The sequence below is a fragment of the Flavitalea flava genome, from assembly GCF_054461575.1.
Window position 1 is genome coordinate 166696 of sequence record NZ_JBTLQH010000010.1, and the last position, 15855, is coordinate 182550.

The 15855-nt window shown below is 45.3% G+C and carries 13 protein-coding genes; 10 read left to right on the forward strand and 3 right to left on the reverse strand.

Features of this window, described 5'->3' with window-relative positions:
* Nucleotides 1–60: 60 nt before the first annotated feature.
* The 9 genes from ACX0G9_RS12140 to ACX0G9_RS12180 all read left to right on the forward strand — a co-directional run bounded on the left by ACX0G9_RS12140 (nt 61) and on the right by ACX0G9_RS12180 (nt 11313).
* A complete protein-coding gene (locus tag ACX0G9_RS12140) occupies nt 61–630 on the forward strand; it encodes an RNA polymerase sigma-70 factor (RefSeq protein ID WP_459065175.1) in 570 nt (189 codons plus the stop codon).
* A gap of 106 nt (nt 631–736) precedes the next feature.
* A complete protein-coding gene (locus ACX0G9_RS12145; RefSeq protein WP_459065176.1) occupies nt 737–1954 on the forward strand; it encodes a FecR family protein in 1218 nt (405 codons plus the stop codon).
* 241 nt (nt 1955–2195) lie between these two features.
* Complete coding sequence (locus tag ACX0G9_RS12150; RefSeq protein ID WP_459065177.1) at nt 2196–5693, forward strand: SusC/RagA family TonB-linked outer membrane protein; 3498 nt, start codon at nt 2196–2198, stop codon at nt 5691–5693.
* An 18-nt stretch (nt 5694–5711) separates the two neighbouring features.
* Nucleotides 5712–7238 carry a RagB/SusD family nutrient uptake outer membrane protein gene (locus ACX0G9_RS12155; RefSeq protein WP_459065178.1) on the forward strand — a complete coding sequence of 509 codons (1527 nt, stop codon included), beginning with the start codon at nt 5712–5714 and terminating at the stop codon, nt 7236–7238.
* 23 nt (nt 7239–7261) lie between these two features.
* Nucleotides 7262–7963, forward strand: a complete 702-nt coding sequence (locus ACX0G9_RS12160; RefSeq protein ID WP_459065179.1) for a fasciclin domain-containing protein — start codon at nt 7262–7264, stop codon at nt 7961–7963.
* 25 nt (nt 7964–7988) lie between these two features.
* Nucleotides 7989–8981: a hypothetical protein gene (locus ACX0G9_RS12165; RefSeq protein WP_459065180.1), complete on the forward strand. Its 993-nt coding sequence runs from the start codon at nt 7989–7991 to the stop codon at nt 8979–8981.
* Nucleotides 8982–9016: 35 nt separating this feature from the next.
* Nucleotides 9017–10297: a DUF3472 domain-containing protein gene (locus ACX0G9_RS12170; protein ID WP_459065181.1), complete on the forward strand. Its 1281-nt coding sequence runs from the start codon at nt 9017–9019 to the stop codon at nt 10295–10297.
* Nucleotides 10298–10465: 168 nt separating this feature from the next.
* The gene (locus tag ACX0G9_RS12175; protein WP_459065182.1) at nt 10466–10804 is read left to right on the forward strand and encodes an ArsR/SmtB family transcription factor; all 339 of its coding nucleotides are present in this window, start codon (nt 10466–10468) and stop codon (nt 10802–10804) included.
* The gene (locus ACX0G9_RS12180; RefSeq protein ID WP_459065183.1) at nt 10801–11313 is read left to right on the forward strand and encodes an SRPBCC family protein; all 513 of its coding nucleotides are present in this window, start codon (nt 10801–10803) and stop codon (nt 11311–11313) included. Before ACX0G9_RS12175 ends, ACX0G9_RS12180 begins: the two co-directional genes overlap by 4 nt.
* Before the next feature lie 68 nt (nt 11314–11381).
* On the opposite strand, the gene ACX0G9_RS12185 is transcribed toward ACX0G9_RS12180, so the two are convergent.
* Complete coding sequence (locus tag ACX0G9_RS12185) at nt 11382–12170, reverse strand: SDR family NAD(P)-dependent oxidoreductase (protein WP_459065184.1); 789 nt, start codon at nt 12168–12170, stop codon at nt 11382–11384.
* Nucleotides 12171–12334: 164 nt separating this feature from the next.
* Here ACX0G9_RS12185 and ACX0G9_RS12190 point away from each other — a divergent pair, with 164 nt between their 5' ends.
* Nucleotides 12335–13726 (forward strand): lipopolysaccharide biosynthesis protein, encoded by a 1392-nt coding sequence (locus ACX0G9_RS12190; RefSeq protein WP_459065185.1) that lies wholly within the window; start codon nt 12335–12337, stop codon nt 13724–13726.
* A gap of 4 nt (nt 13727–13730) precedes the next feature.
* Here ACX0G9_RS12190 and ACX0G9_RS12195 read toward each other — a convergent pair whose 3' ends face one another.
* Nucleotides 13731–14792 carry a glycosyltransferase family protein gene (locus ACX0G9_RS12195; RefSeq protein ID WP_459065186.1) on the reverse strand — a complete coding sequence of 354 codons (1062 nt, stop codon included), beginning with the start codon at nt 14790–14792 and terminating at the stop codon, nt 13731–13733.
* Nucleotides 14767–15564 carry a hypothetical protein gene (locus ACX0G9_RS12200; RefSeq protein WP_459065187.1) on the reverse strand — a complete coding sequence of 266 codons (798 nt, stop codon included), beginning with the start codon at nt 15562–15564 and terminating at the stop codon, nt 14767–14769. Before ACX0G9_RS12200 ends, ACX0G9_RS12195 begins: the two co-directional genes overlap by 26 nt.
* Nucleotides 15565–15855: the final 291 nt, after the last annotated feature.

Genomic DNA, 15855 nt, shown 5'->3' on the forward strand with positions numbered 1-15855 from the left:
AGGATGTCATTAGGTAAATTTCGGTATCTTCATTTCGAGGCTCTCCTATAACTGCTATACATGCTTACAGATACCAACCAACTGCTGCGCCGGATCACGGTAGAGGACGATAGAAATGCGTTTACTACGTTATTCGAAATAATGCACAAGAGTCTGTACGATTTTGCACTCGCTATTATAAAATCAAAAGAACCGGCTGAAGAGATCACGGCAGACGTCTTTATCCGTCTGTGGGAACGCAGGCGTAAAGTGGATTATGCACGGATTCGAAGTTGCAGGCACTATATGTTTATGTGTATTAAAAATGCATCCCTGAACTATCTCCGCGACAATAAACGAATAGAGCAGATCGATTTGGAGCATATTTCCATGTCCAACTGGCGGCAGGAGGCTAATCCGGAAGAGCTGATGATCACCGCGGAAATGGCCAGCAGACTGAATAAGGCGATAAGCGATCTGCCGGCAAAATGCGGGATTATTTTCCGATTGGTGAAGGAAGAAGGCTTAAGTTACAGAGAAGTATCGGAGCTGCTGGACGTATCTGAAAAGACCGTCGAGAACCAAATCGGCATCGCCCTTAAAAAGATCAGGCAGGTTATCTATTTCAAGGTGACTGCCGGGTACGCCTGATGCTTTGGCAATCTATATTCATTCCCCACCATTCCCCGTTTCCCACCCCCTTTATATTCCCTTCTAAAAAAATTAATTTCTTTTTTGGGGGTAAGACCCAAAATTCGTGTCATATCTATTACCTGACACAGGGACTTCTCATCAGGTATACAAGAACATGGAACAGGAAAGGTTATGGATACTATTGGGGAGGAAGCTGGCAAACGTAGCGACCGAAGAAGAATTGCAGGAGCTGGAGCTTCTTCTGCTGGCCTATGGGGAAGACGCTGGTGTAATTGAGATCATGGAGAGGATGTGGAACAGCCGGCAAACCCCGGTAGATGATGATAACGATGCTATCCGCAACCGGGTAAATGAAGGCATGGAGAAGAGCGGTAAACATCGCCATCTTTGGGTATTCTGCGGAATTCTGGCCTGTTTGGCTGCCCTGGCTGGGTTTCAGGTTTTCCGGAACCCTCATGGGGTAGAGAAAGCAGAAACCATGAATGTGGTTTTCACCAGAAAAAAGTCGCATTCAAATCTCCAGTTCCCGGATGGGACGGTTGTCGTGCTGAATGAAAATAGCCGGCTGTCCTATAATGCTGATTTTGGGCAGACTAAACGGGAGATCATCCTGGAGGGAGAAGCCTATTTTAACGTGGCTAAAAATGCGGGCACTCCATTGATCATTCACGCAAAAAACGTAGACATAAGGGTATTAGGAACCTCCTTTAATATAAAGGCCTATCCAAAGGATAAAAGTGTGGAAACCTCTTTGATCAGGGGAAAGGTGGAGTTGAGTCTGCATAAATTCCCGGAACGACCGGTGGTCCTGCGACCCAATGAAAAGATCGATATCCGGGTGGCCATCGCCGACACCTCGCTTGAAGCTGCGGGCATTGCGGACAGCCGGCAGGGGTCGAGGGAAGAAGAACCTGATACCGGGGCGGGTTCCGAGCCCTGGAGAGGAAATCAGCCGGCATCTAAAGGCACCAGCCAGGCCCAAACCAATCAGGTGCCCGACAAGAACAACAACAATCTGTCCGATACTATAACCTATCATTTGCAACCCTTGCAGGCAGAAAGATCCAGCAACCTAATCCCGGAAATTGCCTGGATGTACCGTAAGCTGGTATTTAACCAGGAGCCTTTCGAATCTGTAGCCGAGAAGATGGAAAGATGGTATGATGTGCATATTTATTTTGAGGACGATGACCTGAAAAAAGAGCTGTTCACCGGCTCATTCGGTAAAGAAACGCTCGGGCAGGCATTAAAGGCCATGCAGTTCAGCTATTATTTCGATTTTATTATCAAACAAAAGGAAGTATTTATTAAAAGGAAATGATCTATTTTATAATACTCAAAAAATATAGCCTATAGCCGATCCAACAAATCATAGAACCCTCCAAGGAAAAGGGAGATGCGCTAACATCCCCCTATAAGATGAAAAATAAGAAGACCATGCAGAACGTGGAGTCCTGAGTCTTCCCATTTATTAACCATCATGCGATAAAGGTATGTCAAATTTCGTATTGCCAAAACTATTTCACGCGGCTGCTTATCCGCGAAAAAAAATTCTGCTTATCATGAATTTCCTGGGCATTTTTCTGACGGTGGTCTGTACGCAGATCTACGCTATGGGCCTTTCCCAGGAAAAGGTCTCGCTTGAGTGCAAAGACCTCACATTCAAACAGACGCTTACGGTCATCGAGTCCAGAAGTTCCTATCGGTTTCTTTACCATGACAGCGTTTTATTCTCCTTGCCGCAGATCAGTATCCATGTTCATAACAAGCCGGTACTGGCTGTTATCGATCAGCTGATTGCAGGCACCTCTCTTCATTACCGCGTGCTGGAGAATAATCTGGTCGTATTCGGTGAAGGAAATTATCCCGCAAAGGACAGCCTGATCAGGGGGAGTGTCATCGATGACAGCGGCCAGGCTATTGCGGGCGTAACTGTCCGCGAATCAGGGAGCAAGGGGGGAACCGTCACCAATGAAAAGGGAGAGTTCTCGCTTCGGGTAAAGGATGTCGATGGGGTCATCGAGCTAAGCTCAGTGGGTTATATCTCCCAACGGGTCAGGGTGAACAAAAGGCTGGTGCTGGAAGTCCATTTAAAAGGCGAGGACAAAAGCATGCAGGATGTGATAGTGGTGGGAGCCCAGTCGCAGAGCAGGAGAACGACTACATCGGCTGTTTCCACCATTAGCGGCAAACAGATTGAGAATTTACCAGCGCCTTCCTTTGATCAATTGATTCAGGGGAGGTTAAGCGGTATCAATGTCCAGGTAAATTCCGGAGAACCGGGAACCGCCCCCTCTCTGGTCGTAAGGGGTAATACCAGGGTCAGCAAAAACATCGGAACCTCCTCTCTCGACGCGGCCCGTGCGCTCAGTGGACCCTTATATGTCATAGATGGGATACCCGTTAACCCTGAAGATATCACCAACAGCATCGATGCTACGGGAACGAACTACCTGGCAGGTCTCAATGTCAATGATATAGAATCTATTTCCGTTCAAAAGGATGCTACAGCGACCGCAGCCTGGGGGTCAAGGGGCGCCAACGGCGTTCTTTATATTACCACGAAAAAGGGACGCAGTTCCAAGCCGGAATTCAGGGTCAACTGGTACAGCGGCGTTTCCATTAAACCGGAATTATTACCTACCGTCACCGGCCAGGAGGAAAGAAGACAAAAGCTGGACCTGTTGAATGTCTATGCCAACGGCAATGCCGCCTTGCTCAGACAGATCCCTCAAATGCTGACCGACAGTCTGAACCCCGCTTTTAATAACGCTACCGACTGGCAGGGCCTTTTCTACCGGAATGCCTTTGTACACAACGGGGATATTTCCATGGCCGCTGCTTCGGATATCGTCAGCTACCGGCTGAGTATGAATTATTACAATGAGGAAGGGATTATCAAGGCATTTGGTTATCAGCGATATTCCCTGAGGGGTAATTTTGACTTTAAGCTCAGCCCCAAACTCAATGCTCAATTTATCGCAGGAATATCCCGGAGCGATCGCCAGCGGGGACGAAAATATACCAACAGGAGCCTTAACGGTACCCAGGTAACTACCAATGATGAAAACACGCCTGTCAGCGGCGCGAATATCCCTTCTTCCCTTTACAGGCTCAATTCCTTTGATTCTTTGAATTTTAATGGTCTGTATGACAAGCTCCGGAATCAGAATATCAATAATCAGTATACGGCTTCGCTGACCTTGAATTACAAGATATTTAAGGACCTGACCTTTGTAAGCCAGGCTTCGATCGATGCAACCGCGTCCAATAAGGATTATTTTCAGCCATCCAATATCGACGCGGTGGCCTTTCAGGTCCAGCAAACTTTGCAGCCATCCTATGCGGAATCGGACCGGGGGAATTTTACCAATTATTTCCTGTCAAACAGGCTGAATTATTCAAAGGCCTTTAATTCCGGAGATAATATTAAACACCATATCACCCTGACGACATCCCAGCAATTCAACAGGAATATTGCGACGTTCACGCAGGCATCCGGCTATAATGTACCGTCCAATGATATACAGGTGGTCTCCGGTGTGCCGCAATCATCGCTGGGCGCCAATTCTTCCTACCAGGCTTCTTCTCTGTTATCCTATGTGGGGCAATTGCAGTATGATATCAACCAGAAATATATCGCCTATGTCTCCGAACGTACGGATGCCTCTTCCCGTTTTGGCACGAAAAGCAAATGGGGAAATTTTGGCGCAGCAGGCCTCGGATGGATCGTATCGGACGAAAAGTTCATGCTCCATACCAGCCGATGGCTTAGTTATCTGAAATTGCGCGCCAGCTATGGACAGTCCGGCAACCAGTCAGATGATTATTACGCACCTTATAATTCCTATACTTTAGCCGGCACCTATATGGGGAACCCGGCCATTCAGCCAAGTTATACGAATGGGCTAACCAAGGATAACCTCACCTGGACTTCTACTACCCAGAAGGATCTGGGAGTCGATCTGAACCTGTTCAACAACCGGGTGTCGATCGTTGCGGATGTATACGACAAGCTGTCCAAATCAGACTATTTTAATTTCAATCTTCCCTTTTTTACCGGTTACCAAAGTGTAAGTTTTAATGCGACGGATCTATGGGTCAGCAACAGGGGACTGGATCTGACCCTGATCACTCATAATCTCGCTCCCCGTAATCCGCTCCAATGGACCTCCACGCTGACCCTATCCTTTAACAAGAACATGATTGCCAAATTGCCAAATGGCAACAGGACCTTTCTGCAGGATGACTATTATGGCGTAAGCAGGATCTATAGCGTGGGACAGCCTATCTATAAGATGTTCCAGATGCAATACCAGGGAGTGTATAATAATTATTCGGAGATCCCCGTCAATCCGTTAACGGGACAATATATCACTTATTTTAAAGGCAATCACCCTGTAAAACCGGGTGATCCGATATGGAAGGACCAGAATAAGGATTATGATGTGTGGAGCGATGAAGACAATGGGGATTCGCATGGGGACAGGGTGCCTACAGGCAATCCTAATCCCCTGTTCACTGGAGGTTTTGTCAATGATTTCAGTTACAAGAATTTCTATATGTCGGTGGTTTGCGTTTTCACCTGGAAAAGGGATATCATCAATACGTTCAGGGAAGGTCAGTTCGACAATATATTCGACTTCCCCACGAATAGTACGCTCTATGATTTTGCCGCCAAACGTCTGCCTTCCCTGGCTGGTTTGAATTATTGGAGACCGGACCGTTCGGTGAAAGATCCAAACTACAAGGCTTCTTTCCCTGCCTTGAACCCCTTTGTCGGGCATTATTATGAGTACCTGCCTTTTTCCACTATGTTCAATGAGGATGGCAGTTATTTTAAGATCAAGAACATCGTGTTTGGGTACAAGGTCCCGGATAATATCGTCAAACGGGCGAAGATAAGCGGTCTCCGGTTTTACGGGGTCATGGATAATGTACTGATCTTAAAGAAGACTACGGTGCCCGATCCCGAAGCGGTAGACAACCTGGGTGTTTATACGGGAGGCCAGTTCCCTGTACCCCGCAAATTCACTTTAGGCCTGGAAATACAATTTTAGGGTTAATCAAACTGAAGCATGAAACATTATCATTCAACAATCAATAGCTGCCTGCTTATCATAAGCATGATCCTTGCAGGCATGTCCTGTAAGAAATATATCTATGAAACGCCCATTTCTTCCACCTACGACAGTAAGTTCTGGACCTCGCAGCAGTCTGTCGAGCAGGCAGCCGTCGCCTTATACGGGCAATTGCGCGCCTGTCTGAGACAGGATGCCTCATATTTCGCACTTGGGGATCTCACGGCAGGTCAATTTGCAACGACTTATAACTCTTACTGGAACTACAATACCATTCAGCCTTCCGAGGGCTCGGATTTTTCTTATGTTCCTTACCTGGAAGGGAGCTTGAAGAACTGGACACGGTTCTATCAGCTGGCAGCCCAATGTAATCTGATCCTTACCAAGGTGCCGGCCATGCCTTTGTCCGCTTTCAGTAATGATTCGACGATACGGAACCGGTATCTGGGAGAAGCCTTATTCATGCGTGCCTATCTTTATTTCTATGTCACCAGGGTTTGGGGGGATCCCGTATACATTACCCGTATCTATGATAATGTCGATTATGGGAATATACCTCCCGTAGCCCGGACCCCGGAAGCGGACGTATTAAAGGCCTGTATTGACGATCTGCAGAAGGCTGCCGGCTATCTTCCTTTTTCAAACGGCGACCTCAATAAAGGGCTCCGGGCCAATAAAGGCAGCATCTATGGCCTGATGGCGCATATCTATGCCTGGGGCCATGATTATGCGAATGCACACAGCGCCTGTCAGCAGGTGATCAACAACGGTGGATATTCCCTGGAGCCGATGGAGAGCTATACCAATATCTGGTCGGAGCAGTTGTCTCCTGAAAATATCTTCTCGCTTTCGATGACCCTTAACAGCAATGACAATAATTTTTTGAATTCCGGTGATAACAGTTCCTGGAGTGAAGCCCATTATGATTTCTTTTCGGTTTGGCTAAAGGATTCGATTATCGATTACCGGAATTCAAATTGCTGGGTGGCTAACCCTACCTTGTATGCCGACTCCGACCAGCGATTTACCACCATGTTCCATCAGATCGATGCGTCCGGAGGGGATGAAGCGGGCTATGAATTATTAAAATATGCCGGTTTCAAGTATAATAATCCAGCCAGCAAACAACAACCCCTGATCAATAACAATCTTGTCCTCCTGCGTCTCTCGGACATTTTTTTACTGGATGCGGAAGCGCAGGCCGTGCTAGGCGATCTGGCGGGTGCGGTAAATTCCCTTAATCATACCATGGAACGAGCCGGTATCGGAGATTACAGCGGGGCCTTAACCCAGAATGACTTGATCCAGGAAATTCTTAATGAACGCGGGCGGGAGTTGATAGGCGAAGGGACCTGGTTCTATGACCTGATCCGGACGGAACCCTATGTACACAATTTGAGGGATGTTTTGGGGTATTCACAAACGCGTGTTACCAACAAAGGGTATTACTGGCCCATCGATCTGAACACCTTGTTCCAGGGGGATCCCCTGCTGACACAAAACCCTTATTGGACTGCTCATTGATTTTTTAATTCAAAACAAACGGTATGAGAACCAGCTATTTCTTTTTTTGGGTGATTGCCGCGGGCCTTGCCACAGGGTCGGTGTCCTGTAAGAAAAACGACTATCTGTCGGGAGGGACGATCAACAACCCCAAAGTGAATATGACCACTTATGATTATTTAAAGAATAATTCGCTTAACCAGTTCGATACGGTATTGCAGATAATCGACAAAGCAGGCATAAAGGATCTGATCAACCAACAGGGGGTCACCTTTTTCGCGCCTACCAATACGTCTGTCCTTATTTATCTGAATGCCAGATCGACGGAGCTGCAGCAAGTGAATCCGGATGCCAAGTATACTCTGGATACTTTGTTCAAATACGATCTTCAGCGAATGGCAGATTCCATGAAGATGTATGTGGTTAATCAGCCGCTTACCTATGATAAACTGACAGCTAATGGGGTAAAGTATCCTACGCAGCTGCCGGGAGATACGGTAGTGGTTGCTTTTATACCTACCAATAATCCGGTGCTGGGATATTTTGACCAGATATCGACAGTGCCCCAGATCCTGCTCTATATTCAGTTATGGTACCCTATCGATGACCCCTTCAACGCTTTTGATATTCCCACCAGCCTCGCGGCGGCGGCGATCTGTCAAACAACCGGTGTGCAGACGACAACGGGCATATTGAATGTCCTGGCCAACGGGTTCCCTTTATTTTTTTACGGCACAAAAAAATGATCCTCCTCATCAAAAAATGCTCGTTATGAATTCCTTTCAATATAAAAGATATACCATCATCCTTATATTTTTATGGGGTGCAGTCAACCTTGTTTCATCCTGTAAAAAATATGCGCAAGGCTTCCTCGGGCCGTATGCGCAATACCCCAAAACCAATTACAGCGTTCCCAGGGGGCAATTGTATACATCGGATGCCCTTAACCCCGATGGTTCTTCAGGACCGCTGACCATCAAACTGCTGCATGCCTATGATGATTCGGGGAATATGGTGGACAGCTTATTTACAAAAACCTATCCCGTCGTCACCTGGACATCCGCCTTTGATTTTCTGACGGATTCGACCGATGCATTGATAGCCGCCAAACAAAAGGTGGTGCAGATGCCCGCCATTATCGTCAATTCGGCCAATGGAGCAATAGAAGGCAACAGCGCGAGCTTGTACTTTCCTATGGGGACTTATACATTCGACCTTCAGCTGAGCAACAATTCGGGGACAGAGGTCCTGAAGAAGATCGTTTCCATTACGGTGGAAGACCAGGCGCCTTATCAGGCGACAGTTGGTTACAACCGGCTTTTTTTGGTAGGCAATGAGTCCTCGTATATTTCCGGCGCAACTCCCATCATGGACATCAACTGGGTACCCGATACATCCAATGAGGTCATTCTAAAAATCGTGGATAAGAACGGGATGGCTTTTAATCCGTTGGCGGGAGAGATCCGGAAGCGACCCAATAAGGGTGTGAACCCGATTCCCCCTTTCCTGCAGACCCTTGAAGATTATACAAAAAATTACAGTTATACGGATACTACGATGATCTTCCGCTTTTTTGCTCTGCCTTTTCCTTTTTCTACGCTGGGTAATGGGTTCAATCTTTATTACCGTATCCCCACGCAGTTTATCCATATTGATGGAACTGCTGACGATAGCCGGAGCGCAAACCCCCGGATATCCCTTCAGGTGTTTCAATTGGGAAAGTATGCGGTAACGATCATGCTTCCCGATATTGTCCATCGATGAGGCATTGGAGTTACACACGTTTGAAAATTAAATTTATGAAACGATTTTTGTTGATAATCATATCGGCTATTTTTTTTTGGGATTATGTTAGGGCCGGGATAGATTCGGCGGTTGTTGTCACGTTGTATAGCAACGGATATATTTATCCTGAGCAGCGATCCTGGAAGGACGACAACATTGGTGAGAAAGGCCTGGTGCGTTGGAGCAACCCCGCCGTAAGCACCCGCACATTTTTTTATCCAAATAAAGGTGCCCTCACCATAGGCATAAGGCTGCGTTGTCCTGATGGCAATAGCCGGATAAAGGTGCAATTGGACGGTGAAGGAGAAGGACATGAGCTATCCATACAGCAGGAAGATACCTTTGTCACGCTGCCAGCCGGAGACTTCCCTATCAGCGATTTACGGTATCATTTTATTGCTATAACAGGTCTTTCCAAAACCGGTAGCTATTTCCCGGATATCGAGGCGATAGTGCTTTCGGGACCGGCGGCGCAGCAAATAAAATACAATACGAGTCAATATCGGGGAGCGCCTTCCACGCATTTACGATATGTAGTTCCGGGTGATAGTGCCGTCGCGTGGTTTTATACGGAAGTTTCGGTGCCGCAAGGGGTGGATGCGCAAAATGCTTATTATGAAACAAATGGATTTGCCGATGGTTATATGGGTATCCAGGTAAATTCTCGGACGGAGAGGAGGTTTATCTTTTCTGTGTGGAGTAATTTCCGGACGGATGATCCCAAAACCATCCCTTCCGAATATGCGGTAAAGCTCCTCAAAAAAGGGAAGGGCGTATTTTCCGGGGATTTCGGCAATGAGGGTTCCGGCGGTCATACGCATTTGGTTTTTCCCTGGAAGAATGGAACCACCTATAAATTGATCGTTGGCGCAAAGCCTGCGGGTGACCATACGATCTTCACAGCCTGGTATTTTGCACCTGAGAATAGTGAGTGGCGCATGATCGCGAAATGGGATAAGTCAAAAACAGGGGGCAAACTGCTGTCTCATCTGTATGCTTTTGTGGAGAACTTCGGCCCCAATGGCAATGATTATTTTAAGTGTGACTATGGCAATCAATGGGTTTGCACCCCCTCGGGGACCTGGATGGAAATGACGGATTGTAACCTGACCACCACGGCGGACCCTGTTAAACATCCCCGCTATGATTATGGTGCCGGCGTGGAAAATAACCAATTTTATATGTACAGCGGCGGTTTTAAGCAATTGAACAATCTGCCCCCTCATTCTGTGATCCGTCGGCAGGCTAATGGGGTGATGCCTGCGGTTGATCTGGCAAAGCTGCCGGAGAATTAGCGGCCCTTACGCTACAAAACCCGAACTCTTTTATGGTTGATTTGCATTCTGCGGCGGGTTTAGAGGCCTGAAGCTATATTTTTTGAAAACATTCACGATTTTTCCGACAATAAATTTGCGTAATCAAATGATTACATTTATAATTGTGTAATCAAATGATTACGCAATATGGCAGCAGAAGCGAGACGAGATGTTTTCCAGGCAATCGCCGATCCCACCAGGCGTGAAATACTGAGTTTAATTGCCTTCCAACCGATGAATTTAAATGCCATTGCTGATAAATTTGATATCAGCAGGCCGGCTATTTCAAATCATATAAAAATTTTAAAAGAGTGCGGCATGGTCATTATAAATCAGCAGGGCAGGGAGCGCTATTGCGAGGCAAAGCTGGATACCCTGGGCGATGTAAACGACTGGATAAACCAATACCGCCAGTTCTGGATAGAAAGATTTGATTCGTTAGATAAATACATTAATAAAGTACAAAATAAAAATCGACCAAAATGATAGATCAAACAAAACCAGGGCTAAAAATAGTGCGTAATTTTAACGCCCCAAAAGAAGTAGTATTTGAAGCCTTTGCAAACGCCGACGCTATGGCCGAATGGTGGGGACCGAAAGGGATGTCGTTAACCGTTAAAACTTTCGACTTTAAGCCCGGCGGCAAATTTCTTTATAAAATGGAAGGCGGCAACCAAACTTTGTGGGGGTTGTTTAAATATGTCAATATAAATAAATATGATCTGATCGAATTCATTAGCTCCTTTTCAGACGAAAAAGGCAATATTTGTACCTCGCCGTTCCCCATGGACTTCCCTTTGGAGATCTTTAACCAAATGACTTTAACAGAGGCTAACGGACGTACAACCCTGACCCTGCAAGGCCATCCTATAAACGCTACTGCCGCGCAAGAAACAACGTATAACTCTATTAAAGAAAACATGCAACAAGGCTTTGCCGGTACGTTTGATAAATTGGATAAATATATTCAGAAACAGAAAACTAAATCATCGTAATAACATGAAAAAGACAAAATATTCCATTATATGCACCATTGGGGTAGATGCATCGATTGGTGAACACGCTAGTCATCCAGGCTGCCCATGGTCAAATTGACGGTAGTTCCCGTCATCCCGCTCGCCTTATCGGAAGCCATGAAGGCGGCAACGTTAGCCAACTCCGCAAGTTCCATGACCCGTCCAGGGTGGGTCGAGCTTGCCAGAAAATCCCCGAACTGTTTGTAGGTTATTTTTGAGGCCTTGATCTGGTGGAGTTCTTTCATCATAGACGTCTCCGGCATGCCGTGAGGTCGCAGACCGACGACACGAATGCCATGTGGTGCAAGCTCGGCTGATAGATCCCGGGAAAGTGCCTCCTTGGCCGCCTGCGCCGAACCGTAGCCACCATTCGATGTAGAGCCCTTCCGCGAGGGGAGGGCGGTGATGGTCATGATGACCCCTGATTTGTTCGGGATCATCCGCCGGGCCGCCAGACGTGCGGTCAGGAAGTATGATGTTGTGAAGGTGTTGATCGCCAGAGAGAATTTTTCGGCATCCAGGTCAACAAGAGGCACACCCAGAATCTGCGAATTCGGGATCCCAATGGCGTTGAACGAGATATCCACGCGGCCCGCCCTATCGATTACGTACTGAAGATGGTTGCCGACAGCCTGCTCGTCCAGAGCATCGACCTCTGCCGCTTCGGCGTATCCGCCATCGGAAAGGATGTCCTTCGCGACCGTTTCGACCGACGCCCGGCGGCGTCCGATAAGAAACACCATGGCGCCTTCTGCAGCAAAGACTCGTGCGACAGCACCGCCGATCGCACCTCCGGCTCCGTAGATCACCGCAACTTTGTTTTCCAGTTCTTTCATTGCTTTAAATTTTATGGTTATTCCATTATAACGATTGAGCTTTCAGAATGGAGACAAAAGGTTGCTCAATATTTATTAACTTTGCGCGGCCCCTGAGAAGGTCTTCAGACGGTCTTTCCAGGGTATCCAAGATGTCAACCAATCAAAAACTAATACGGGATACTTTGCTTTATGCGACCGGCCCTGTTTTAAGCAAAGCTGTTTCCTTTTTATTGATCCCTTATTATTCTTTCGTATTAGCCAAAAATGACTTAGGCTATTATGATCTTATCCTGACAGGCAGTCAATTAATTACAGCCATTATCACCTTAAAAATTTCGGATGGTTTGTACAGGTGGTTACTGGAAAGCAAAGGCGACCGGAGGAAACAGATAGTTGCCATTACCAACAGTTTCGTCATAATTCCTGCCAGCGCATTACTTATAGGGTTATTTGCGTTTGCTCTTCCATCCAGCAAATCCTTCCCCTATAAGAATCTTATCTGTATCTTCATTATCAGTGCCATACTATTGGCATATTTACAACAATTATTGCGGGGATTAGAACTGATAAAACAATATTCTTTTCTTGCTATTTTAAACGGCATACTCCTTCTTTTTTTTAATATTATTCTTTTAGGAATATGGCATCTAAATATCCAGGGAGTTTTGCTTTCTTTAATTCTTTCCAATACGGTTTGTATATTATATATTTCTTTTAAGATCAATTTTTTCAGTTTTCTGAAAAGATCTGAAATAAACAGTACTTCATTAAAATCGATAGTTCTTTACTCAGCTCCCTTGGTATATAATGCTATCAGCTGGTGGCTGATGGGGGGATTTGACAGGATTATCATCGCCTTTTTTTTGGGATTGGAAGCAAATGGCATCTATGCCATTGCCGCAAAGTTTGCTGCGATCATCATTTTTCTAAATTCCTTTTTTATACCCGCATGGCAGGATCTGATTTTAAAAAAGAACGACCTGCAGGGCTTGAAAGATCAATTCAGCAAGATGCTCAATCATTATATCTGCCTGCTATTCAGCCTGATCATCCTTTTTTCTTCCATTTCAAAAATAGTGGTAGGACATTTTGTTGAGGCAAGCTATCACGAGGCATGGAAATATATCCCGGTTTTATTGGTTGGTGCATCACTTCTTGCGTTAACCTCTTTTATGGGAGCCTTGTTTATTTTGGAAAAAAACACACACCATATCTTCCGAACTTCTATCCTGGGAAGCATTGTAAATATAGCCGTAACGCTGTCACTTATCACCAAAACAAATCTTTACGGGCCCGGTATGGGTATGGCCTGTGGTTTTCTGGCCATTTTTCTGATAAGATATACATATTATAAAAAGAGAATCCCACTCCGGGTAAATTTCCGCCCCATCCTTGGTCTAACGGCCATATTTCTTTTCATAATTGGCTGTTTGTACTTTGCCAATCCCTCTTTATATTATTTATCGATCCTGGTAGCGGTCTTAACCTTTTTGATGACCAACCGGAAGCCTGCCCTGGAAATTGCATTTACTATCAGGAGTATTTTTTTAAAGAGGCGCAATAACCCGGTGTAAGCAATCAACGCATTCCTTTTCCAGAGATCTTTCTTAGTTTAAATATGGCCCTTACCGGCAATGAAAGGCGGATCTTAAGTTTGAATTCCAGCCACCGGCAGTAGATCGGGCTTAGCGGAAGGCCCCTTATCCCTTTTTGGTAATCGACTATCGTCTGTTGATATAATTGAATAAGCTGTTCCAGAATCCTGGTGAAAGAAGCATGTTCCCTGATCCATTCAGCATTTAAACGGTTATTGTCTCCATTGAATTTCCTGATTTCCTCAATGATGTGATCTTCGTCGAAATGCCGTGTCAGGGTTTTCATTCCAAAATTAAATTTTCGCAAATACTCCAGTCTTTCCGGAGCAACCATTTCCCCAAGCCCTGAATAATCGCACAAAACAACAGCCGCTCCTGTAGACAAGGCTTCCATGGCCGCTTTTGCTTTAGCAAAAACAAGATCGTACTTCAGCAAAACCTGTTCCGGCTGTTTAATATAATTGCCTGTTCCGGCCCCTATAACATCAAGGGTGATTCCATATTTCCTGCAGGCACTGGCAATAATATGGTAATGATTATTTGATTTGGCATAATTACTGAAGACCAGAGCCGACGAAGGTCGAACCGCAAAATCTTTTCTACACTTAAATCTATCGGTATTTACCCAATTATAAATTACACTCGTATAATGGCAGGGTATTTTCGCTTCGATAAGCAATCTGTCCAAACAGTTATAATCTACAGCAATATATTTTAAGATCCTGGGGTTTTTTACCGGAATGTCATAGAAGTATAACCTGTCATGCAAAAAAAACAGCACAGGCACATCTTTAAACCGCTTCAGTACATCGATGGATGTCAGGTTATGATGAGCATGGATAATATCCGGTATATTTATTAATTGTCCAGGGTCATCAGTTACCTGAATACCCTCCTTTATCAAATCCATTGCCGTCTCACCGATCTTCCTGGTGTATACCTCCACATTATATCCCTTCTCCTTTAGCCCAATTGCCAGTTCAAATACGTATACTACCGTCCCGCTTCGGTGACCTAATTCAATATTGGTTATCAGTATATTCATGTATAGGCGTTCCGGTAACTAAATGGGTAGAAAGATGGCGGATCAAAGGCAATACATGTTCCTGAAAAGAGATAATTTTTTTATACACTCCATTTTTCACTTTTTCCAGGGCATATTCTTCATAATAAGGAACCTCACCTTCCCAAGCGATATATTTATTGGGATTAACTACTCTTCTCAAACATTCGACCATGAATGGGCTTTTCCCAAATTTCCGGATAACACTTTGCAATTCCTGTGCAAGTTCCGTATATCCTTCCGCAGCTTTAAGTTTGCGTTCAAAACCGGCTTCATCTAGCCTGACAATCAATGACGCATCTTCTTCATTCATTAGCCCCTCCAACAGAAAATCAAAATTCTGCATTTCTTTTCCGCTTTTTGCTTCCTCCGCAACGACGATCAGGTTAATCAGGTAACGACAAAGATCATGAGCTGGATTAAAGCCTTCAATGGCATCACCGGCAACAACCCGGATATTATGTTCATGAAAATCCAAAAGGATATCCTGTGCCAAAGCAGTCAGTGACGAATAATCCCTTTCTAAAATAATGCGATATATTTCCTTATCGGTAAAATATCCCATTACCGGGGAGATGCTTGCACCACAATCTTTAAGAATGCCAATCGTATTATCCAATCTGGATGTGCCTGACGAACCGGAACCATCTGTTAATATATATACTCTCGGTTTATACAATTCTACGAAATGAAAAACCCTTAGCTCATGCCCCGGATGGGCTATTATAAGGGCGACGTTCTGAAGTTGTGGCATATTTAAGACGGATATTCGTTGTTTATAAGGGTATCCTTTTCGGACTTCTTTGTGAGTGCATAATAAAATGCTTCGCAATATACTATAAGTCAATATATTATACAAAAATATCCCAAATTATCCTAAAGCCTTTTTAAGGGTAGGTTTTTATAAATAAAAAGCGTTGAGTTCGAACGAATCTGAAGCCTTCCCATTGTAATCCGTTAGTCGAGGAGCGCCGGTTTGACAATGGTGTAGTGTTCCTGCGGTACACCGTCAGCAGTTGATCGGAGAGAAGTACTTATCCGGTAG